The organism is Stenotrophomonas geniculata ATCC 19374 = JCM 13324 (assembly GCF_001431625.1).
In the GTDB taxonomy this organism is placed as follows: domain Bacteria; phylum Pseudomonadota; class Gammaproteobacteria; order Xanthomonadales; family Xanthomonadaceae; genus Stenotrophomonas; species Stenotrophomonas geniculata.
In genome coordinates, this window is record NZ_LLXT01000102.1 from 1 (window position 1) to 21,106 (window position 21,106).

At 67.0% G+C, this 21,106-nt stretch carries 21 protein-coding genes and 1 tRNA gene; 9 read left to right on the forward strand and 13 right to left on the reverse strand.

Annotated elements, in window-relative coordinates; all coding sequences use genetic code 11:
* Positions 1 to 104: 104 nt before the first annotated feature.
* Entirely contained in the window at positions 105 to 1,238 is a 1,134-nt protein-coding gene (locus ARC63_RS09805) for a LysM peptidoglycan-binding domain-containing protein (RefSeq protein WP_010481176.1), read from the reverse strand.
* 126 nt (positions 1,239 to 1,364) lie between these two features.
* Between ARC63_RS09805 and def the strand changes: the two genes are divergently transcribed.
* The 4 genes from def to ARC63_RS09825 all read left to right on the forward strand — a co-directional run bounded on the left by def (position 1,365) and on the right by ARC63_RS09825 (position 6,001).
* Entirely contained in the window at positions 1,365 to 1,877 is a 513-nt protein-coding gene (gene def, locus ARC63_RS09810; RefSeq protein WP_010481177.1) for a peptide deformylase, read from the forward strand.
* Positions 1,878 to 1,997: 120 nt separating this feature from the next.
* Entirely contained in the window at positions 1,998 to 2,921 is a 924-nt protein-coding gene (gene fmt, locus ARC63_RS09815) for a methionyl-tRNA formyltransferase (protein ID WP_010481179.1), read from the forward strand.
* A 3-nt stretch (positions 2,922 to 2,924) separates the two neighbouring features.
* Positions 2,925 to 4,256 carry a 16S rRNA (cytosine(967)-C(5))-methyltransferase RsmB gene (gene rsmB / locus ARC63_RS09820; protein WP_010481181.1) on the forward strand — a complete coding sequence of 444 codons (1,332 nt, stop codon included), beginning with the start codon at positions 2,925 to 2,927 and terminating at the stop codon, positions 4,254 to 4,256.
* A gap of 23 nt (positions 4,257 to 4,279) precedes the next feature.
* Positions 4,280 to 6,001, forward strand: a complete 1,722-nt coding sequence (locus ARC63_RS09825; protein ID WP_057503137.1) for an ArnT family glycosyltransferase — start codon at positions 4,280 to 4,282, stop codon at positions 5,999 to 6,001.
* Between the two features lie 18 nt (positions 6,002 to 6,019).
* Here ARC63_RS09825 and ARC63_RS09830 read toward each other — a convergent pair whose 3' ends face one another.
* Together ARC63_RS09830 and ARC63_RS09835 are read right to left on the reverse strand one after the other, a co-directional pair.
* Positions 6,020 to 7,141 carry a glycosyltransferase family 4 protein gene (locus tag ARC63_RS09830; RefSeq protein ID WP_043397511.1) on the reverse strand — a complete coding sequence of 374 codons (1,122 nt, stop codon included), beginning with the start codon at positions 7,139 to 7,141 and terminating at the stop codon, positions 6,020 to 6,022.
* Between the two features lie 43 nt (positions 7,142 to 7,184).
* Positions 7,185 to 8,003 (reverse strand): glycosyltransferase family 2 protein, encoded by an 819-nt coding sequence (locus ARC63_RS09835; RefSeq protein ID WP_010481187.1) that lies wholly within the window; start codon positions 8,001 to 8,003, stop codon positions 7,185 to 7,187.
* Here ARC63_RS09835 and ARC63_RS09840 point away from each other — a divergent pair.
* Entirely contained in the window at positions 8,002 to 9,060 is a 1,059-nt protein-coding gene (locus tag ARC63_RS09840; protein ID WP_057503138.1) for a CDP-glycerol glycerophosphotransferase family protein, read from the forward strand. The two genes, ARC63_RS09835 and ARC63_RS09840, sit on opposite strands and share 2 nt — an antisense overlap.
* A gap of 113 nt (positions 9,061 to 9,173) precedes the next feature.
* Here ARC63_RS09840 and ARC63_RS09845 read toward each other — a convergent pair whose 3' ends face one another.
* The 4 genes from ARC63_RS09845 to ARC63_RS09860 form a co-directional block, all read right to left on the reverse strand.
* Complete coding sequence (locus ARC63_RS09845) at positions 9,174 to 10,712, reverse strand: PH domain-containing protein (protein WP_057503139.1); 1,539 nt, start codon at positions 10,710 to 10,712, stop codon at positions 9,174 to 9,176.
* The gene (locus tag ARC63_RS09850; RefSeq protein ID WP_057503140.1) at positions 10,709 to 11,209 is read right to left on the reverse strand and encodes a PH domain-containing protein; all 501 of its coding nucleotides are present in this window, start codon (positions 11,207 to 11,209) and stop codon (positions 10,709 to 10,711) included. Before ARC63_RS09850 ends, ARC63_RS09845 begins: the two co-directional genes overlap by 4 nt.
* A gap of 84 nt (positions 11,210 to 11,293) precedes the next feature.
* Positions 11,294 to 12,430: a GTP cyclohydrolase II RibA gene (gene ribA, locus ARC63_RS09855; protein ID WP_057503141.1), complete on the reverse strand. Its 1,137-nt coding sequence runs from the start codon at positions 12,428 to 12,430 to the stop codon at positions 11,294 to 11,296.
* A gap of 85 nt (positions 12,431 to 12,515) precedes the next feature.
* A complete protein-coding gene (locus tag ARC63_RS09860) occupies positions 12,516 to 13,436 on the reverse strand; it encodes a lauroyl acyltransferase (protein WP_057503142.1) in 921 nt (306 codons plus the stop codon).
* A gap of 62 nt (positions 13,437 to 13,498) precedes the next feature.
* Between ARC63_RS09860 and dtd the strand changes: the two genes are divergently transcribed.
* The 4 genes from dtd to ARC63_RS09880 all read left to right on the forward strand — a co-directional run bounded on the left by dtd (position 13,499) and on the right by ARC63_RS09880 (position 17,233).
* The gene (gene dtd, locus ARC63_RS09865) at positions 13,499 to 13,939 is read left to right on the forward strand and encodes a D-aminoacyl-tRNA deacylase (RefSeq protein WP_049436896.1); all 441 of its coding nucleotides are present in this window, start codon (positions 13,499 to 13,501) and stop codon (positions 13,937 to 13,939) included.
* 90 nt (positions 13,940 to 14,029) lie between these two features.
* A complete protein-coding gene (rpoD, locus tag ARC63_RS09870) occupies positions 14,030 to 15,883 on the forward strand; it encodes an RNA polymerase sigma factor RpoD (protein WP_010481200.1) in 1,854 nt (617 codons plus the stop codon).
* Positions 15,884 to 16,044: 161 nt separating this feature from the next.
* A tRNA-Ile gene (locus tag ARC63_RS09875) sits at positions 16,045 to 16,120 on the forward strand.
* 483 nt (positions 16,121 to 16,603) lie between these two features.
* Positions 16,604 to 17,233 carry a DUF4760 domain-containing protein gene (locus ARC63_RS09880; protein ID WP_057503143.1) on the forward strand — a complete coding sequence of 210 codons (630 nt, stop codon included), beginning with the start codon at positions 16,604 to 16,606 and terminating at the stop codon, positions 17,231 to 17,233.
* A 20-nt stretch (positions 17,234 to 17,253) separates the two neighbouring features.
* Here the strand turns inward: ARC63_RS09880 and ARC63_RS09885 are convergent, their stop codons facing one another.
* From ARC63_RS09885 to ARC63_RS09910, 6 genes are read right to left on the reverse strand one after another with little or no spacing between them, the layout of a single operon-like run.
* Positions 17,254 to 17,463, reverse strand: a complete 210-nt coding sequence (locus ARC63_RS09885; RefSeq protein WP_057503144.1) for a helix-turn-helix transcriptional regulator — start codon at positions 17,461 to 17,463, stop codon at positions 17,254 to 17,256.
* Between the two features lies 1 nt (position 17,464).
* Positions 17,465 to 17,860, reverse strand: coding sequence for a hypothetical protein (locus ARC63_RS09890; protein ID WP_057503145.1), 396 nt, complete (start codon positions 17,858 to 17,860; stop codon positions 17,465 to 17,467).
* Positions 17,857 to 18,429, reverse strand: coding sequence for a hypothetical protein (locus ARC63_RS09895; RefSeq protein ID WP_057503146.1), 573 nt, complete (start codon positions 18,427 to 18,429; stop codon positions 17,857 to 17,859). Before ARC63_RS09895 ends, ARC63_RS09890 begins: the two co-directional genes overlap by 4 nt.
* Positions 18,426 to 18,752: a hypothetical protein gene (locus ARC63_RS09900; RefSeq protein ID WP_231298610.1), complete on the reverse strand. Its 327-nt coding sequence runs from the start codon at positions 18,750 to 18,752 to the stop codon at positions 18,426 to 18,428. Before ARC63_RS09900 ends, ARC63_RS09895 begins: the two co-directional genes overlap by 4 nt.
* On the reverse strand, positions 18,749 to 18,943 hold the full coding sequence (locus ARC63_RS09905) for a hypothetical protein (RefSeq protein ID WP_057503147.1): 195 nt from the start codon (positions 18,941 to 18,943) through the stop codon (positions 18,749 to 18,751). The genes ARC63_RS09900 and ARC63_RS09905 overlap by 4 nt, the downstream gene beginning before the upstream one ends.
* Positions 18,940 to 21,021, reverse strand: coding sequence for a DNA cytosine methyltransferase (locus tag ARC63_RS09910; protein WP_057503148.1), 2,082 nt, complete (start codon positions 21,019 to 21,021; stop codon positions 18,940 to 18,942). Before ARC63_RS09910 ends, ARC63_RS09905 begins: the two co-directional genes overlap by 4 nt.
* Between the last annotated feature and the right edge of the window lie 85 nt (positions 21,022 to 21,106).

Below are 21,106 nucleotides of genomic sequence, written 5' to 3' on the forward strand. Positions count from 1 at the left end.
AAGGCGCCCTAGGGCGCCTTCGCATGTGGCTGTCAGACTTTGCCGGAGGTGCCTGCCCGCCAGAGGCCGGCACTACACGCAGTGGCCGGGCCGCCTGGCGATGGCTACTTCGCGTCCGGGTGCAGTGCGTTGAACCCCACGCGCACCGGCTTCACGCCCTGCATCACCAGCGCGTAGCTGACGTTGTCGAAGGTACGGAACACCATGGCGTGCGCGGCGTATTCGTCCGGCAGCGAGACCCGGCCTGCGCCGGTGCTGAGCGAATCGTCCATGCGCGACGAGGTCGGGTACTTCATGCGGTGCGCCACGTGGCGGCCTGGGCGCCACAACGAGAACACGGTGCCGTTGTCCACGCCCTGCGCGCGGCCTGCCGAGATCGCGATCACATCGCGCGGGCCGGCGGCGGTGAACATGTCGGTGACGGCCAGCACGCGCACGTCGACGCCCTCCACACCGGCGGCCGGGACATGGGGAATGAACTGCAGGTCGTACGGCTTGGCCTCGACCGGGACCAGGCGGTCGCCAGCACGCACCTCGCGGCCGCCCTCGTTCTTGTCCAGCACCAGGGTGGACGCCTCGACCTTGCCGCCGGCGACATGGGTGATGGTGCCGGTGGCGACCTGGGCCAGCTCATAGCCGAGCACGCCGCGGCGGTGGTTGGGGGCGTTGTAGGCCCGCCACAGGTTGCCGCTGCCCGGGGTGACGTCGCCGTTGGCGGTCAGGTCCTCGGTCGGCTTGGGCTGGGCGTAGCGCACGGTCGGGCGGACCACGGCCCAGCGCTGGCCCAGCTGGGCGTCGGCCAGGCGTACGTACACCGCGCTGCCGCTGGTGACGCGCAGGCGTTCTTCCTCCAGGCCGGCCACGTAGGGCAGCTGCTCGATGCTGTCGACCACGCTCAGCTGCTTCAGGAACGGCTCGACCTGGGCCAGCGGAATGGCATCGATCGGGGCTTCCTGGCGCGGGCCGGGCTTGGCAGCGACGGTCACCCGGTCCAGATAGGCCAGGCTGAGCACGTCACCGGGATAGATCAGGTGCGGATTGGCGATCTGCGGATTGGCCTGCCAGATCTCCGGCCACAGCCACGGCTTCTGCAGGAAACGTGCGGCGATATCCCACAACGTATCCCCTTTTCGGACCACATAGGTGTCCGGGTGCCCGCCATTCACTTCCACGGCGGTAGCATAGGCAGCCACGGTCAGCATCGCCGCGGCGACGACCGTACGAAAACGAAGCAACATAGGTGTGAAGCCCTGATTCCCCAACAGGTTCGCGCACTATAGTCCAGAAACCGGGGCGCAAGGCAAGCGTTGGAGCTAGAATCTGCGACGTATGCCGGCGTGCCGGCCCCCTATCCGGAAACAGCCATGGCCCTTCTCCCCATTCTCGAGTTCCCCGATCCGCGCCTGCGTACCAAGGCTGCGTTGATCGAAGCCGCCGAAGTCACCACGCCGGCCTTCCAGGAACTGATCGACAACATGTTCCTGACCATGTACGACGCCCCGGGCATCGGCCTGGCCGCCACCCAGGTGGACGTGCACAAGCGCTTCATGGTCATCGACGTCAGCGAAGAAAAGAATGAACCGCATGTGTTCATCAACCCGGAAATCGTCGCCAAGGACGGGGGCCGGGTGTACCAGGAAGGCTGCCTGTCGGTTCCGGGCATCTTCGCTGACGTCACCCGTGCCGATACCATCACCGTGAAGTACCTGGACCGCAACGGCCAGGAACAGCAGATGGAAGCCGGCGAAGTGCTGGCCACCTGCATCCAGCATGAGATGGATCACCTGGACGGCAAGCTGTTCATCGACTATCTGTCGCCGCTCAAGCGCGAGATGGTGCGCAAGAAGCTGGCCAAGCAGCGCAAGCACGTGGCGTGATCGCCAATCCGGGCCACCCTTCGGGTGGCCCGCGCCTGCGCGGCACGCGCGGGCTGTACGGCGCCGGCCGACGGCGCCGTTTTCTTTCCTGCACGAATCCATCCTGCAAGTGGGGTAGCCATGAGGATTGTCTTTGCCGGTACGCCGGAATTCGCGGTGTCATCGCTGCGCGCGGCTGCGCGCCATCATGAGGTCGTGGCCGTCTACACCCAGCCTGATCGTCCGGCCGGCCGTGGCCGTGGCCTGGCGCCGTCGCCGGTCAAGCTGGAAGCCGTGGCCCGTGGCATTCCGGTCTACCAGCCGGAGTCGCTGAAGGACGCGGCCGCCCAGCAGCAGCTGCGCGACCTGCAGCCGGATCTGATGGTGGTAGTGGCCTATGGCCTGATCCTGCCCAAGGCGGTGCTGGCCATTCCGACCCACGGCTGCTGGAACGTGCATGCCTCGCTGCTGCCGCGCTGGCGCGGTGCCGCGCCGATCCAGCGCGCGATCCAGGCCGGCGACGCCAAGACCGGCGTCTGCCTGATGCAGATGGAGGCCGGCCTGGATACCGGCCCGGTGCTGCTGCACCAGGAACTGCCGATCGCGGCCACCGATACCGGTGGCCAGCTGCATGACAAGCTGGCCGAGCTGGGCGCACAGGTGCTGTCCGATGGCCTGGGCCTGCTGCGTGCCGGCATCAAGCCGATCGCGCGGCCGCAGCCGGAGCAGGGCGTGACCTACGCGCACAAGCTGGACAAGGCCGAAGCGAAGCTGGATTGGGCGCAGGACGCCGGCGCGCTGGCGCGTACCGTGCGCGCGTTCAATCCGTGGCCGATCGCCGAGGCGACGCTGGCCGGTGAACGCGTGCGCATCCATGGTGCGGTGGCGCTGGAGGCGGACCACGGCCAGGCACCGGGCACCGTACTGGCCGCCAGCCGCGATGGCATCGACATCGCCTGTGGCCAGGGCGCGCTGCGCCTGCGCGTGCTGCAGCGGGAAGGTGGCAAGGCGATTACTGCGGCCGACTACCTCAACGCCCGCCGCGATCTGCGCGTGGGGGCATAAGCGGTGTCGAAGCAGAACGATTTCTCCGTCGCCAAGGCGGCGCCGGGCGCGGCCACGCGCATGCTGGCCGCACGTGTGCTGGCACAGGTGTTCACCCGTGGCCGTTCGCTGAAGGCCGAGCTGGCCTGGGCGCTGCCGAAGCTGGCCGACAGCCGCGACCGCGCGCTGCTGGAAGCCCTGTGTTTTGCCGTCCTGCGTCGTCGCAGCACCTATGACGCGGCGCTGCAGTCGTGGATGCAGAAGCCGCTGTCGGCGCGTGATGCCGACCTGCGCACGCTGCTGATGGTCGGGTTCGCCCAGCTGGACGTGCTCGAGCTGCCGGCGCACGCGGCGCTGTCGGCCACGGTCGATGCCGCGCGTGCACTGGGCCGTGAGCGCCAGGCAGGCCTGGTCAATGCGATCCTGCGCCGCGCGCAGCGCGAAGGTTTCCCGGAACAGCCCGCGCGCGATGCCTTCCCGGAATGGCTGGCCGATGCGGTGGAACGCGATTGGCCGGCGCAGGCCGACGCGATCTTCAGCGCCAGCCTGCAACCGGCGCCACTGTGGTTGCGCGCCAACCGCCAGCAGGGTGGCCGTGACAAGGCACTGGCAGCGCTGGCCGAAGCCGGCATCGCCGCGGAAGCCAGTCCGCTCAGCGCCGACGCGTTGCGCCTGGCCTCTCCGGTTGCCGTGAATCAGCTGCCCGGATTCGCCGAGGGCGCGATCTCGGTGCAGGACCTGTCGGCGCAGTGTGCGGCCGATGCGCTGGCCCCGGTGGCCGGTGCCCGCGTGCTGGACGCCTGCGCGGCACCCGGCGGCAAGTCGGCGCACCTGCTGGAGCGCGACCCCAGCCTGCGCCTGCTGGCGCTGGATATCGACGCGCGCCGTCTGGCCCGCGCACGCGATACCTACACCCGCACCGGCGTGGGCGAACATGCGCAGACCCTGGCTGCCGATGCCAGTGATCCCGGTGCCTGGTGGGATGGCGTGCCGTTCGACGCGATCCTGCTGGATGCGCCGTGCTCGGCGACTGGTGTGATCCGCCGCCAGCCGGATGTGATGTTCCACCGTCGCGCTGAAGATATCGATGCACTGGTTGGCGTGCAGGCGCGCCTGCTGGAAGCCTGCTGGTCGATGCTGCGCCCGGGTGGCGTGCTGCTGTATGCCACCTGTTCGATCCTGCGCGCCGAGAACATCGATCAGGTGCGCGCGTTCCTGAAGTGGCATCCGGATGCCGTTGCGCAGCCACTGGGCGACGCGTTCGGCGTCGATTGCGAAGGGGTGGCACGCCAGCGGCTGCCGGGTGAAAACGATGCTGACGGTTTCTTCTACGCGCGTCTGTTAAAAGCAGCCTGACCCCCGCTGCCGTTTCGAGTCCCATGCTGAAAACCCACGCGTCGCGCCAGACGTGGTTGTTGGTGGTGATGGCCCTGCTGGTGCTGGGGGCCGGCCTGGGCCTCCGAGATCCGTGGCCATCGGATGAGCCACGTTTCGCGCTGGTGGCCAAGCAGATGGTCGACAGCGGTTACTGGTTGTTCCCGCATCGCGGCCCCGAACTGTATTCGGACAAGCCACCGATGCTGATGTGGTGGCAGGCCGCGCTGTACAGCCTGGTCGGCCACTGGCGGGTGGCTTTCCTGCTGCCCTCGCTGCTGGCCGCGCTGGGCACGCTGTGGTGCGTGGTCGATCTCGGCCGCCGCCTGTGGACGCGGCAGGTGGGGCTGTACGCGGGTTGGGCACTGCTGTTCGCGCTGCACTTCACCTTCCAGGCGAAGAAGGCGCAGATCGATCCGCTGGTGGTGCTGTTCATCACCCTGGCCAACTACGGCCTGCTGCGCCATCTGCTGCTGGGCCCGGCCTGGCGCTGGTGGTGGATGGGCTGGTTCTTCGCCGGCATCGGGGTGATCACCAAGGGCGTAGGCGTGCTGGCGCTGATGATGATCGTGCCGGCCGCAGTCGCATCCATGCTGCATTGGCCGCGGGTGAGCCTGCACGTGCGTGACCTGCGGTTCTGGCTGACACCGCTGGCCTTCCTGCTGGCGGTGTCGTTGTGGCTGGTGCCGATGCTGCTGGCCGGCCTGGCCACCGGCTCGGAGCCGTACCGCGCCTACATCGACGACATCCTGTTCCGGCAGACGGCACGGCGCTATACGCAGTCCTGGGACCATCACCAGCCGTGGTGGTACTTCCTGGCGATCATGCCGTCGATGTGGATCCCCGCGTTCCTGCTGCTGCCGTGGGCGCTTCCGGCCTGGTTCCGGCGGCTGCGCCGGCGCGATGCGCGCTACCTGCTGCCGTTGGCCTGGTGGCTGCTGGTCGTGCTGTTCTTCTCCATTCCGCACGGCAAGCGCGACGTCTACATCCTGCCGGCATTGCCGATGTTCTGCCTGGCGTTGGCGCCGTTGCTGCCGGGGCTGCTGAGGCGGCGCGATGTGCAGCGTGTGCTGGGCGCATTCACCGCGTTGCTGGCACTGGCGCTGGGCCTGGTCGGTGCGCTGGCGCTGCTGGGTGATCCGGATTTCGAAGTGCGCCTTACCCATGGCCGCGGGTTGCTTCCCGGTGCCACCGATGCGCTGGCCTGGGCGGCGCTGGCGATGGCGGCCTGGTCGGCCTTGAGCCTGTGGGTGTGTGGGCGCCGGCGCAGGCACGTTGCCCTGGTCGCTACTCTGGCCGGGGTCTGGGTGCTGTACAGCCTGGTCGGTTATCCGGTGTTGAACGATTCCAGCTCGGCCCGTGGCCTGATGCGCGAGGTCAGCGCACGCATCGGCCCGCAGGCCGAGCTGGGACTGGTGGCATGGAAAGAGCAGAACCTGCTGATGGCCGATCGCCCTGCGGCCACCTTTGGATTCGAAGCGCGTTGGCATCAACAGCTGCAGGCAGCCGTGCGCTGGCAGCGGCTGGTTCCGCAGCACCGCTGGCTGCTGGTGAACGAAGATGCGATGCAGGCCTGCATTGATCGTGCGCAGGCCGAAATGGCGGGCATTTCCAATCGTCGCCGCTGGTGGCTGGTGCCTGCCGACGCGGTCGCCGGCACCTGCCGGCCGTCGGCGGCGGAACTCGAGCACGAGCGCCGCCTGCAGGGGCCCGGCATCACCGATTGAGCGTTCGGGCAACCTGGCTCAGGGGCTGGCCAGGGCGGCGTGGTAGCTGGCCAGCGTGGCGTCGGCGAATGTCTGCAGGCCGAACTCCCGCTGTGCATGGCGGCGTGCTGCCCGGCCATGTTCCGGCAGCGCATCGCGCTGTGCGTACAGCGCCTGCACCTGTGCGGCGATGGCGTCGATGTCGCGGGTGGCAACGACCCAGCCATCGACGCCTTGTTCGATGTTTTCCGGCAGGCCCGCGTAATCGCTGACCAGCATCGGCTTGGCGCTGGCCATCATCTCGCGGCAGGCGAAGGAGATCGTCTCGACGTCATGGGACAGCACGAAGCCAGCATCGCCGGCCGCGATCAGTACGCGGGTATCGGCCAGCAGGCCGGTGAAGTGCACCTGCGCGGCCACCTCGCCCAGCGCCTGCACCTGTTCGCGCTGCTGCGCGGTGGGCAGGTGGCCGGCCACGGCCATGTGCACGTGCGGGCGTACCGCATCGGGCAGCCGCGCGATGGCCTGGGCCAGGTCGATCCAGCCCTTGTAATCGTCGGTGCCGGCATTGCTGACCAGCACCAGCGCCTGTGGATCCTGCGTCCATTGCTGGCGCAGCGCGCTGCCGGTGCCGGCCGGCTGTGGCGAGTAGCGCTCCAGGTCCACGCCGTTGCGGACCACGTCGATCGGGCAGCGACGGTATGGGCCCTGTTCCAGCAGGCGCTTGGTGTCGGCCGAGACTGCGATCAGCCGATCGGTGGCCCAGCGCGCGCGCAGCACATTGCCGAAGGTATCGGTGGGTTTGCTGTTGTGCTTGGTCAGCACGATCGGCGGGCGGCGCATGCCAAGCAGCCCCTGCATCACGAAGCGGTGGTCGCGCGCACCGTTGACGTGGATCAGGTCGATGCCTTCATCGCGCACCAGCCTGCGCAGCGCACGCTGTTCGGCCAGCTGCCGGGGCAGCGTTGGCAGGCCGCTGCCGAACGCAATCGGCAGTGTGCGGGCAAGGCCTTCATCGGCCATGGTCCGCAGCAGCCGGCTGTCGGCCGGCGCGGCGACATGGAGCGTGTGCTGGCCGTGCAACGCACGCGCCAACGAGACGATGTACGTGGTGTGGCCACCACCGTCGCCATAGTGGAAGTTGGTGTACAGGATTTTCATGGGGGATCTTCAGGCAACGCCCGCGAAGTGTGACACAGCGTGGTCACGGCCGGTCCGCGGAAGGCGCCGGATCGGCCACCGCCTGTCCATTGCCCAGCATCCACAGCATGATGGTCTTCTGCCGCACGTAGTTGGCGCGTACGTAGGCGTAGACCAGGCCATGCCAGCCATCGCGGAAGCCGCCACGGAACAGGAAGCCGCGCCAGAACCGCCAGGCCGGCGCCAGTACCAGCTTGCCCAGGGTGGCCCGCTTGCCCCGTGCGAACTCGTGCTCGGCCATCATCCGCGCATACTTCTCGGTCTTGGCCAGCTGCTGCTGCAATGACCGGTACGGGTAGTGGATCAGGTCGCCGCGCAGCGTACCGACGCTGCCGTCGACGCTGGCCGCCTCGTGGATCTCGCGCTTGCCGCGCCAGCCGCCCTGGCGGCGGTCGAACAGCCGCATCACCCGGTCCGGATAGGCGTTGCCGTGGCGCAGGAACCTGCCGAAATACTCCGAGAGGCGGGCGAATCGGTAGCCGGCGTGGCCGCTGAAGCCGCCGTCGCGGGCCTGTTCGATGGCCGCGCGCAGTTCCGGGCTGATCCGTTCATCGGCATCCAGGCACAGCACCCAGTCATGGCTGGCCTGCTCGACGCAGAACGCCTTCTGGCTGCGGAAACCCTCGAACCGGCGCTGCAGCACGCGGGCACCGGCGGCCTCGGCGATGGCTACGGTGGCGTCAGTGGACTGCGAGTCCACCACCACAATCTCATCGCAGAAGGCCAGCGAGGCCAGGCAGTCGCCGATGCGCCCGGCCTCGTTGAACGCGATAATGCACGCCGAGATGCGAGGCCGTTCGATGGGAGCGGTCGTGGAGGACATGATGGCCGGGTACCTGTTGTTTGCGACGGAGCGCTATGCGCTGCCTATTCTCGCCCCGTTGGCGCAGGCCTTGCACGCGTCCGGGCAGGAGGTAGCAGCCTGGTTCGAGGATGGCGCGGCCGGCAGCAGCCTGCCGGGGGTGCCCAACCTGGGCCTGAAGCAGGCCCTGGCAATGCGTCCGCGGGCGGTATTCAGCGCGGCCAACTGGGTGCCGACGTTCCTTTCGGGGGCCAAGGTGCAGCTGTTCCATGGCTTCAACGTGGAAAAGCGCGACAGTGCGCGCGGCCACTTCCGGGTGCGCGGCATGTTCGACCTGTACTGCACGCAGGGGCCGGCCACCACTGCGCCGTTCCGCGAGATCGCTGCCCTGCAGGGCCATTTCGCGGTGGCAGAGACCGGCTGGCCGAAGCTGGACCCGCTGTTCCGCGATGACGGTGGCGAGAGCGCCGCGTTGCGTGCTCCGGCCGGCGAGCGCCCGGTGATCCTGTTCGGCTCGACCTTCACTGAACGGTTGAGCGCGGCCCCGCACCTGCACGCACAGATCGCCGCCAATATCGCTGCTGGTGATCACTACTGGCTGCTGACCCTGCACCCGAAGTGCCCGCCGGAACTGTTCGAACGCTACCGCGCGCTGGCCGGTGCCAATGCCCGCTTCATCGAGCCCGAGCAGGTGATGGCCGCACAGCGCGCCGCCGATGTGCTGGTATCGGATACCTCGTCGATCGTTTCGGAGTTCATTGTCCAGCACAAGCCAGTGGTGACTTTCCGCAACCGCGTGCCCAAGCCGCACATGATCGACTTCGATGATCCTGCGCAGCTGCAGGCGATGCTGCAGCGCGCGCTGCACCCGGACGCGGCGCTGCAGGCGGAAATCGTGCGCTACGCCGATGCCATCCACCCGTACCGCGATGGCCTGTCCAGCGAGCGCGTGATCGCGGCCACCGAGGATTTCCTGTCGGGTGAAATGGGCGCGCTGCGGCGCAAGCCGTTCGGCAGCTGGGTGCGCGATCTGCAGATCCGCAAGGACCTGGGCTATTGGGGCCCCTCGCAGCGGTAACGGGGGTGATGTAGCGCCGAGCCCATGCTCGGCTGCGTCAAGCCGAGCGTGGGCTCGGCGCTACAGTAGATCCACGCCATGCGTGGATGCGCGGCCGGGATCCGGCCCCGCCGTCACCAGCGCAGCTTGCGCCGCGCGAGTGCTGCGGCCAGCTGCTCCATCACCTGTTGCGCCTGTGCCTGCGGCAGATGGTGCAGGGTCAGCGCCACATCGCCATGCGCGCCGGCGGTATCCAGCTGCAGGCTGCTGGTGCCCAGCAGCCTGTCCAGCGGCGAGCGCTGCAGGCGCAGGCCCTGCACCTTGTCCAGCTCGGCCCAGCGCCACCAGCGCTTCCACCAGCCGCCGCGCACCGCCACATAGTGCTCGTCCAGGTACCAGCCCATGCGCGCCATCTGCCGGTGCGCGACCAGCAGCGCCACCGGCAGCCACGCAAGCACCAGCAGGCCCCATGGGCCCCAGCGCCAGTACGCGGCCGCAGCCAGCAGCGGCACCAGCAGCAGCGCGCCCAGGCACAGCCGCCACCAGCCGCGCTGCGGAATGGACTGCCACTGCGCGGGTGGCCACTGCAACTGTGGCAGCAGGTGCTGCACCAGCTGCTCGCAGCGCGTACTTGACGCCAGCGGTGCCAGTTCGCGCAGGGCGCGGTCCTCATCGCGCGCAGGGCCACCGGCGGCGCTGTCGATGCGCAGCTGGCGCAGTCCGAACCAGCGCTGCAACGTACCTTCGCGCAGCGTCCAGGCCTGGATGCGCCGGCGCGCCACGCTGCTGCGGGTGCGGCTGAGCAGGCCAGCCGAAACGGTCAGGCGGCGATCCTGCTCGCTGAGGGTGAAGCCGTGGTAGCGCAGCAGGGTCAGCACCACCGACAACACGCGCAGCGCCAGCCAGCCCAGCAACAGAGCCGCAGCCAGCAGCAGGAACGCGCCGGCCACGCCGGGGTGCAGGTGGCTGGCGTAGCCGAATGCCTCGCGGCCACCGCGCTGGAGGGCATCGTCCATCACCGGCCGCGGCACGGTCTGGAACAGGACACCGAACGCGGCGATCGCCAGCGCCCAGCCACGGTTGGAGAGCAGCCCCATGCGCACCACGTCCCAGCTCGACAGGCGCAGCAGTACCTGTTCGGTGTCGGCCTCGGTGATCGAGGCGGCGGCGACAACGTCGGCGGCCTGCGGCGCCTGCCCGCGCTGGCGCACCAGTCGTTCCAGCGCCAGCGCCTGGTCCAGCTGCAGCACCCGCATTTCGGCTTCTGGACGCACGCCGCCGGCCGATTCCAGGCGCAGCTCGGCCACACCGAACAGGCGGTGCAGCGGGTTCTGCCGGACCTCCACGTTGTGGATGCGCGCAAACGGAATCTCGCGCCGGTTGCGCGCCAGCAGACCGCTGCGCACGGTAATCGCATCACCGCCGATACGGTAGCGGTAGCTGAGGTACTGCAGCACCGACACCAGTACCAGTGCGGCAATTGCCGTCAGCGGAATCAGCTGCGCCCACATCGGGTCGCGGTCACCCCGCTGGCCGAACACCAGCAGCGCGACCAGCGGCAGGAAGTAATGGCGCAGCTGCATCAACAGTACGAACAACCATGACCACGGATGCAGGCGGTGGTCCTCGCCACCGGCGGGCAGTGCTGCAGGCAGAGGCGGTGGCAGGCTCACAGGGCGTCGGCGTCCTGGTCGAGCTGATGGGACAGGGTGTCGCGCAGGCGCTCGGCATCCGCCTCGTCCAGGCCGCTCACGGTCACCGCGCTCATGCGGGTGCCGGCGGTGTGCACGATCAGCGTGGCCAGACCGGCGCGGCGTTCCAGTGGCCCGCGGCGCAGGTCCAGGTGCTGCACGCGCGACAGGGGAATGCGCGTTTCCGGCTGCCACATCAGGTCTCGTCGCAGGCCCAGGCCCTGTGCGTCCAGCCGCCAACGGGTGCGGACCAGGCGGCGGTGGCCGAGCCACGCACCACATGCAGCCCCCACCAGCAGCCCGAGGGCTGCGACCCATACGCCACCGGGCAGATCGAAGAACCACCATGCAGCGGCCAGCGGCAGGCCTGGCACAAACAGGCCACCGAAGGCACCTTCCAGTGCGGCCAGCCGCGAGGCGCGGCGCGGCAGCGACTGCCAGGCATCGGTGGGCGGAGCAGTAAGGGGAACGTCGGTCACGCGGGCTCCGTCAGGTGGCAGGGCGGGCGGTGGCGGCCGTGGCCGCCGTGGCCGCACCGCGCAGACGGTAGCAGGTCGGCTGCGTTACTGGGCAGCCTGGATCAGCGCGTCCACATCCAGCAGGTGGCCGGCACGATCGGCCTTGGTGCGCAGGTAGTGTTCGTTCTCGGCGGTGATTTCGCCGGTGACCGGAATGCAGTCCAGCACTTCGATGCCGGCATTGCGCAGGCGCTGCGCCTTGGTCGGGTTGTTGCTGAGCAGGGCCACGCGCGAAATGCCCAGGCCACGCAGCATGGCCACCGCGCTGCCGTAGCGGCGCTCGTCGGCACCGAAGCCCAGCTGTGCGTCGGCGTCGATGGTGTCCAGGCCGTCGTGCTGGTAGCCGTAGGCGCGCATCTTGGCCGCGATGCCGGTGCCACGGCCTTCCTGGTCCAGGTACAGCAGCACGCCGCCCCCCAGTTCCTTCAGCTTGCGCAGGCCGCGCCGCAGCTGGTCGCCGCAGTCGCACTTGAGCGAGCCGAACAGGTCACCGGTCAGGCACGAGGAGTGCACGCGCACCGGCACCACCGCCGACAGGTCGGGTTCGCCGACGATGATCGCGACCTGGTCACGCTGGGCGACGCCGCCGCGGAACACCGCGAACGTGGTCATGCCGACGTCGCGCAACGGCACCGGTGAACGCGCCACCAGTTCGTAGTCGTGGGCCGCATGTGCTGCGCCTTCGGCGAGGTCGCACAGCGCCACCTCGGAAGCGCCATCGAAGGTGCGGTCTTCGGCGTCCAAGCGCACCGCCACCATGGCCGGCAGCAACAGGCCAAGGCGGGCCAGTTCCACGGCGCCTGCATCGAATGCGTCACCGGCACTCCAGCCGTGCGGCATCGGGCCCGGTTCGCGCAGATAGCCCAGCGAGGGCAGGGCGTCGAAGGCAACACCGGCCAGCGGCAGGCGCGCACCTTGCGGGGCCTCCACGCCAAGCACGCGGGCGCGGGTGGCGGTCAGGAACAGGTAATGCCGCTCGTGGGCGGCATTGGCGAAGGCAGCGAAGCTGCTGGCCGTGGCGCTGTCCAGCGCGATCACCGCCAGGCGCTGGCCCTGGCCATCGTGGAGCAGCACCGGGCGACCGGCACGCAGTTCGGAAACCGCGCGCTCGCAGCGGATCGCGGCCGGATCGCCGAACAGGGAAGAAGCAGCAGGCATGGCAGGACCGGGGGAGGCGGACATCGCAGTCTCTATGGGGGCGCCGGCGTCGTATTCAACGTGGTGCGGCCGCCGGTCGCAGGGGGCGGTGGCCTGAGTGGAGCGGCCGTCAGTGCGGGTGTTCCTCGGTCGCGTAGGGGTCTTCCTCGCCACTGCTCGATGGTCGCAGCGTATAGCGCTTGTAGGTCCACTGGTACTGCGCAGGGTCGCGGCGGGCGATGCGCTCGATGCCTGCATTGAGCGCGGTAGCGGCCACCAGCGGGTCCGGGTCGGCCACGGCGGGGTCGGTCGGTTCGATGTGCAGGGCGAACTCCATGTCCGGCCCGATGCGCTCGCACCAGCCATACAGCACGGTGGCGCCGGTACGCTCGGCCAGCCGGTTGACCAGGGTCATGGTCAGCGCCTGCACGCCGAAGAACGGCACGAACACCCCATCGCCGGCCTTGGGCTGCTGGTCGGGCAGGATGCCGGTGGCACCGCCGTCCTTGAGCACCTTGAACAGCTGGCGCACGGCCGGGCCTTCGGCACGCACCTGCTGTACGTTCTGGCCGCCCCGCACCAGCTGCAGGAAGGCATCGCTGGCCTCGTCCTCCGGTGGCTTGTAGACGATGGCGATCTGCCCGCGCGAGGCCAGCCACTGGTTCAGCAGCTCCCAGTTGCCGAAGTGCGGCGCCGCCACGATCACGCCCTTGCCGCTGGCCAGCGCCGCGTCGTACAGGGCCTCGCCGTGGCGCTGCTTCAGGTGCAGGCGCAGGTTGTCGGCCGGCGCCTGGCTCCACAGTCGCAGGGTTTCGATGGCCTGCAGGGCGGTGGAGCGCAGCAGCTCCCGGTGCAGGCGGTCGCGCGCGGCGCCCTCCAGGTCCGGGTAGGCCAGCTCCAGGTTGCGCCGGGTGACGCGGCTCTCACGGGCGTTGAGACTGATCCAGGTCCAGGACAGGGCACGGGCGACTCCCCGCAGCAGCGGCCAGGGCAGGCGGGCGAACAGGGTGGTGGCGCGGTAGACCAGCCGGGCTTTGCGTTGCGGATTCATCGGCGCCAGTTTAGCCAAGGGCGCTGCTATCGTGGCCGGCCGTGTTCATTGGAAGCCCCCGCATGCTCGTCCTGATCCAGCGCGTTAGCCAGGCCGCCGTCCACGTCGAGGGCGAAGCGGTGGGGCAGATCGGCCCCGGCCTGCTGGCGCTGGTCGGCATGGAGCCGGGCGACAGCGAGGCCCAGCTGCAGCGAATGGCCGAGCGCCTGCTGGGCTACCGGGTGTTCGCCGACGAGGCCGGGAAGATGAACCGTTCGCTGCGCGACACCGGCGGCGGCCTGCTGCTGGTCAGCCAGTTCACCCTGGCCGCCGACACCCGGTCGGGCATGCGGCCCAGCTTCACCAGCGCCGCGCCGCCGGCCGAGGCTGAACGCGGGTTCAATCGATTTGTCGAGATCTGTCGTGAAAATCACGCGCCAGGGGTGGAAACGGGCCGATTTGGTGCCCATATGGTCGTCAGCCTGGTCAATGACGGTCCCGTGACCTTCCTTCTCAGGCCCTAAGCCGCCGGGACCACCGCCCGGCAGGCCGGGCCCCGGGCTGGTATAATGCTACGTTCCCTATTTCTCCCTAGCCGGTGGCGCGAGCACTACATGGCCAACGAACGTCCTGCCCAATCCGAAATCAAGCAACTGATCAGCAAGGGCCTGGAACAGGGCTACCTGACCTACGCCGAAGTCAATGACCATCTGCCGGACGACATGGTCGACCCGGAACAGATCGAAGACATCATCGGCATGATCAACGGCATGGGCATCGATGTCCATGAAGTTGCGCCGGATGTGGAAACCCTGCTTCTCAACGACGGCAACACCGGTAACCGCGAAGTCGATGACACCGCGGCCGAAGAAGCCGCCGCCGCACTGAGCGCGCTCGACACCGAAGGTGGCCGTACCACCGACCCGGTGCGCATGTACATGCGCGAAATGGGCACCGTCGAGCTGCTGACCCGCGAAGGCGAAATCGCCATCGCCAAGCGCATCGAGGAAGGCCTTTCGCAGGTCCAGGCGGCCCTGGGCCAGTTCCCGGTCTCGGTCGAGTCGCTGCTGACCGACTACGAAGCCCACAAGGAAGGCAAGAAGCGCCTGGCCGAAGTGATCGTCGGCTTCAACGATCTGACCGATGAAGAGCCGGCACCGCCGGCGGCCGCTGCCGATGACAGCGCCGATGCCGACGCCGAAGGCGACGAGGACGAGGACGACGATGTCGACGGTGGCGATGAAGAAGCCGCACCGACCGGTCCGGATCCGGAGGAAGTCGCCGCGCGCATGCAGGCGCTGAGCGATGCCTTCAACGCCTTCAAGAAGGCCGCGACCAAGGGCGACAAGAAGAACCTGCCGCGCCTGCGCGAAGAAATGTCGGCGGTGTTCGTCACCCTGAAGCTGCCGCTGCCGCTGACCGATGTGCTGACCAAGCAGCTGCGCGACACCATGGCGTCGATCAAGGCCCATGAGCGCCGCGTGCTGAACCTGGCCACCGTCACTGCACGCATGCCGCGCAAGGACTTCATCCGTTCCTGGGAAGGCAACCAGACCAACCTGGAGTGGGTGGAAGACGCACTGAAGCGCAAGCAGAAGTGGTCGTCGGCCCTGCGCGAAGTGAAGGACCAGATCATCGCCGAACAGCAGGCGACGATCGACATCGAGAAGCTGACCCAGCTGGACCTGGAAGAGCTGAAGGAAATCAGCCGTGCCATGGCCTACGGTGAAGCCAAGGCGCGCAAGGCCAAGAAGGAAATGGTCGAGGCCAACCTGCGCCTGGTGATCTCGATCGCCAAGAAGTACACCAACCGCGGCCTGCAGTTCCTGGACCTGATCCAGGAAGGCAACATCGGCCTGATGAAGGCCGTGGACAAGTTCGAGTACCGCCGCGGTTACAAGTTCTCGACCTACGCCACCTGGTGGATCCGCCAGGCGATCACCCGCTCGATCGCCGACCAGGCACGCACCATCCGTATTCCGGTGCACATGATCGAGACGATCAACAAGTTGAACCGCATTTCCCGCCAGATGCTCCAGCAGTACGGCCGCGAGGCTACGCCGGAGGAGCTGGCCAAGGAAATGGACATGCCGGAAGACAAGATCCGCAAGGTGATGAAGATCGCCAAGGAGCCGATCTCGATGGAAACCCCGATCGGCGACGACGAGGATTCCCATCTGGGCGACTTCATCGAGGACACCAACGTGGAGTCCCCGATCGAGAACACCACCAACATCAACTTGTCTGAAACCGTGCGCGACGTGCTGGCCGGCCTCACCCCGAGGGAAGCCAAGGTGCTGCGCATGCGCTTCGGCATCGACATGAACACCGACCACACCCTTGAGGAAGTCGGCAAGCAGTTCGACGTGACCCGCGAGCGCATCCGCCAGATCGAAGCGAAGGCCCTGCGCAAGCTGCGTCACCCGAGCCGCTCGGAGCAGCTGCGCAGCTTCCTGGATATCGATTGATTTCCAGCGGCTGTTGAAGCGTTGAGAGAAACCCCGCTTCGGCGGGGTTTTTCTTTTTGGGGTGTGTGTGCTTTCTGTAGAGCCGAGCCATGCTCGGCTGCCGTTTGCGATTACCGGGTAGCCGATCAAGCACAGGCTCTACTACACTGTGACGCTGCGCCGGGCCTATAGCTCAACGGTTAGAGCAGGGGACTCATAATCCCTTGGTTTCAGGTTCGAATCCTGATGGGCCCACCATCGAATCAGGCACTTAGGATCATCCGCAGTGCCTTCTTCGTCAAGCCAGTACCGCTCGGTGACCGCTCGGTGACCGTTGACCCTGCGGACACATGATTCCGGTAGAGCAGGCAGTCGCGTGTCATGGGTCAATGAGACGATGAGGGCACTTGCGCAATCTGAAGCAAATTGGAACAATCCCGCGTCTTGCTTGCGGAAAGTGTCCCGCGGCACTTGCAGGCTTTCTTAAGTTGCGAGAGAGTGGTACCGAAAGACCCCACCCACCCCACTTAGGAGTGTGCCATGCGTGAAGTTGTCGGCGGTTTCTGATCCTCTTGGATCTAGTTGTTCCATCAACTACACATTGGTAATGAATTACCACCCAACACAGGAGTGTGCCATGCGTGAAGTTGTTGGCGGTTTCTAACTAGCTTTCCACGCGACAACTTCCGCCCGCTGATAGCGGGCGGAATTATTTAAGGGATTTACAGGGGGTAACAGGGGATGTTGACGTTTTTGGCGGGAGTGCTGAACTCTCCAGGATTCAATAGTGTTGTCTTGCTTTTCGGCGTGCTCGTGGCATTGCGCCAACTCAAGATTGCCGAGGCGGGGATCAAGTCCCAACTGTCGGCCGTCCAGCAGCAAATTGATGCTTCGAAGACAGGACAAGACGATGCCCTTCGCGAATCACGGTTGATCGCCAAGCGCAAAGAGACAGCGCGTTTACTGCTTGAGAGCCGCGGAGATGAGAAGCTCCAACGAGGATGCCGAACTGTAGAGCGCTACTACAGCAGTTCGGGCGTCAACATCAGAGATCTCGTCAGTATCGACTACAAACCGCCGAAAATCGCGGATGAAAGTGATGAAGATCACGAAAAGCGTTGCGCTGCAACCTCAGCAGATAGAACTGACATCTTCTACTTGCTCAACCACTTTGAGAACGTGGCGATCTGTGTTGAGCGAGATATCTATTGCCGGGACATGATCGTAGACGCTTGGCGAAAGATCATGATTGACAGCTTCCGGCACTCCCGCGCGCTAATTGACGCACTTAGAACAAGTTCGTCCAATCCGAAGATTTGGGTGAAGTTCCAAGAATTGACCCAAGAGCTCGAGCGTGAATCTCGGACGTAAGAATTGAGGACTAGTAGCTGTCAGAGTAATTGCCGAGTTCCTGTTTTCTTTACGGCGATCCACTTCTGTACTTCACTTTGACACCATCTAGTCCTTGCCCCGATTTTCAAAGCGCTAGGGAAGTTGCCTTTGCTCATCTCGCGATAGATGTAGCTCTTCTTCATCCCGGTCTGGGCTTCGACCTGCTCGAGCTTCAGCAGGACTTCGGGGAAGTTCTCAGCTGCGCCCATCTCAGGCCTCCGTTACTTCAGTGGTGGGCGCCAACAGGAGCGCAGTGTGCGAATCCGACCGCGCCGTGGTCACAAGGTTTGCGATCTGTGTCAGGTCCATTGTGGGGTCATCGAAAAGGGCGAGGCCGATCTGGGCCGTCAGCCGCTGGGTCGCCGTCGCCGCCAGTGGCGCCTGCGTGTCGATGGTGGCGAGGGCATATGCGCGCCAGGCGTCGCACGCGGCCTGCAGCTGCGGCTCACCGGCAAATGTGAAGGTCAATGCGCGGCCGCCGCCGCTGGCGGGGCGCGTGCTGGTCAGGGCGGTTTCGAGCGCTGCTGCAACCGCTATGGCCGCGCGCTGCTGGTGGACCAGTGGTGACCGCCCGCCCGCGGCGGCCTTGATGTGCTCAACGGTCAATGTGATTTCTCCTTCGTATGCTCTTCGATTGACTTACGCATCTGCGAAATCCGGAAACCCCACTCGTCCCTTTCCCGCTTGCCTTCACGCTTCAAAGCTCGCTCCAGTCGGTCGAGCAGCGGGAGAACCCAGGACGGATTGAACGGCTGGGGTTTCAGCGCGATCGGCGCCGGCGGCTTGGGTGGGTTGCAGTACGGATCGGCCCAATCGAAGGGGTCGTTACAGACGGTGCAGTGCGTTCGATCCGCCGACCAGATGTGATCCCGATCTTTGCCGGCCCTGCGGACCTCGTGGAGAAGCGGCTGGGTGTAAAGAGCCCGGACCTGTTCGCCAGCTGCAAGGGCTCGGTACCACTGCCTTTCATCGATCTGATACCAGAACGATCCGCCCCATTGCTCGAGCCTGACGGCCCGCTGCTGGCCGAACAGACGCATCAGCGTGGTGGCCCATCGATTCACCTGATCGGCCGGCACCGCATGACCGGCGCGGCCTGCTGCTCGCATCTCACGCACGGCGTCACTCGCAGTCGGCGGCGGTGCTGTGCTGATGGTCGAGACATCGCCGCTCATGCTCCGCCCTCGAGCAGCATCTTGGGATCGATGTGCCACCCTGCTTCGCGAGCAGCACGCAGCCGTAGCTCGTTCGCATCGAACTCGTCCAGCTGCAGCGTTGTGATCGCGCCCTCAACCTGATGCGGCTGCAGGGGGCGGGACGTCCGGCCGAACGCGCGCCAAACGCTGAACACCTGGCAGCCCCAGGCAGGCGCAAGGCAGGCAAGCTGCTTGCCGTGCTCCCGGCAGTGGCGGCGGATCATGTCCCGCGCGGTGACGTGGGCGGGAACGGCGCCGCGCAGAGCAGCGCGGATTGATGCAGCATTGCGGCCGGGGCTCATGCGAACAGCTCCAGTTGGGCCGGCAGTGCCGGTGCGCGCGGCGACGCCGGTAGTGGTGCGGGAGCGGTCGCGCGCATGCGCGCGCGCTGTGCAGCATTGAAGGCGAACCAGAAGCCGAGGCCCTGTCGGCGCGCCCGGCATTCGGTCAGCAGCACGCGGGCGACGTGCTTGTCCAGAGCAGCACCGGTCATGCCGCCACCGCCATGTCGGCCGGCACCGGGTCCAGGTTGGCCTCTGCGATCGCGAACATCGGTGGCGGACTGACGCTGTTCCCGCACATGCGCACCTGAGCCGTGGTCTTCAGCACGGTGCCGTCGGCGGTGCGGTCGATGATGTAGGTCACCGGGAAGCCCTGCGCGCGGAAAAGCTCATGCGGCTTGAGCATGCGCAGGCCGATATCCACGATGACGTAGGGCGTGCCCTTGATGACCACGGTGACCAGCGCAAGCCGATCCTTGGTAGTCACCGTGTCCACTGGGTCGTGCAGATCCACGGCGATGCCGCTGCCGTAGTACTTCACCAAGAATGCTGCCACGCGCAGGGCGCCTGCCTCTTGCTCAGGGGAAAGTCGCGCCAGCTCCGCCTCCGCAACGGCATGCCCACCGTTGCCACTGGCAGTGACCGTGCCGACCGGCGAGCGAGCATCCTTGCTGCCAGTTCCCCAGCGTTGGACGCCGCCAGTTCGACCTTCGCCGTGTGCCGCCTGGACCATGAAGGCACTGGATATCGCGTGGTGTTCCGCCTGAGCGGCTACTGTGGTGAGCGGCGTGCGCGCATCGGCGCCGACCATGTTCCGTCGCAGAGTGACCAGCGAGGCGGCGGCCACACCGAGAGCGTGCGCTGCGCCGGCCGGCCTGGCTGCACCAGCACCAGAAGTGATCGTCGGCACGGGCTCGGTGGCCGCCGTGCCGATGCTGTCGCCGCGGAACTTCACTAGATGCGGCGCGGCTACAGCGTGCTTTACACCGCCCGCGACAATCGTGCCCAGCGGCTGCTGCAGATCCAGCGCACGAGGGGCCTGGCCCTCGCGCTCGCCATAGCCGGTCTGGACAAGTGTCGGGGATACCACCGAGAAGTGCCCACCCTTCACCCCGGCGCACACGGTAGGAAGTGGCCCGTCTGCTGCCATCGTCCGCTGACGGCTTGCGTTGGCATGCTCGGTGAGGAACGGCGCCAGCTCGGGCGCCACCAGCATCAGCTCGCCGCGATTGGCGGCGGTGATGGTGCGCATTGGGTCGCGCACGCTATGCACGCGATCGCCGCCCTGGTGCGTTGCAGGGACGATGAAGGGATCGGCCGAGTTGATGACGTGCCGCATGACGCCCTTGGCGATGCGGCGCATGGTGGCGTCGGCCAGCGGCCGGTCTCGAGTAAAGATGGACGGACAGGGAATCGAGAAGTCCAGGCAGTCAGCAGCAGTCACGCGCGGCTTCTGTCCCGGTGCTGTGCCATGGGTCGGCTCAGGCCACACGATGGGCTGGCCATCGCGGCGGCCGAGCAGGAACAGACGTTCGCGGCTGGTGCCGGCGCCGTAGTCGCTGGCCACCAGCTTCCGCCACTCCACCGCGTAGCCCAGCGCCCGCAGTGCTGCGACGAACTGCCGCCAAGTGCGACCGCTGTAACGCTTGTGGGGGACAAGCGCCTGGCGCTCGACGGGCACCCGCTCGCCCTTGTCGGCGACTCGGTTGACCATGACCGGCTTGCCTCGCCGGAACAGCGGCTTTCCCGACTCCGGATGCACGGCTTGGACCAAGTCCAGGGTGATCACCCGGCCGGTCTTGGAGCAGCGCTTTGCCACCAGCGGACCCCAGGTCAGGATCTGCCACACGTTCTCCATGGAGATGATGCGCGGCGCGGTGTTGGTACCGTGCAGCCGATCAGCACGCAGCAGCTGGCCAACCCACTTCAGCACCACCCACGACAATGCGCGGGTCTTGCGGCTGCGCGGCTGGCCGCCCTTGGCCTGGCTGAAGTGCGTGCAGTCCGGTGAGGCATGGAACCAGCCGATGGGCCGGCCGGCCACGTCCACGCGTGGGTCTGCGTGCCAAATATCCTCGCGGTGGTGCTGGGTGAGCGGGTGGTTCGCGGCGTGCATGCCGATGGCCAGCTCGTCGTGGTTGTAGGCCAGAGCGGGATCGATGCCCAGGGCCTGCTTGAGACCTTCCGAGGCGCCCCCGCCGCCGGCGAACAGATCCACAACGATCTCGCCGGGGCGCAGCCGGGAGCGCTGCGGCATGGGGAAGTTGAAAGCACGGGAGCCGTCAGCCATGGATGGGTTCCTTCGGGCATTGGTTGCATGGGGCGGTGAATGGGGCACGCAGGGAGAACCTCGTGCCGCGGACGTGCTCACCTGG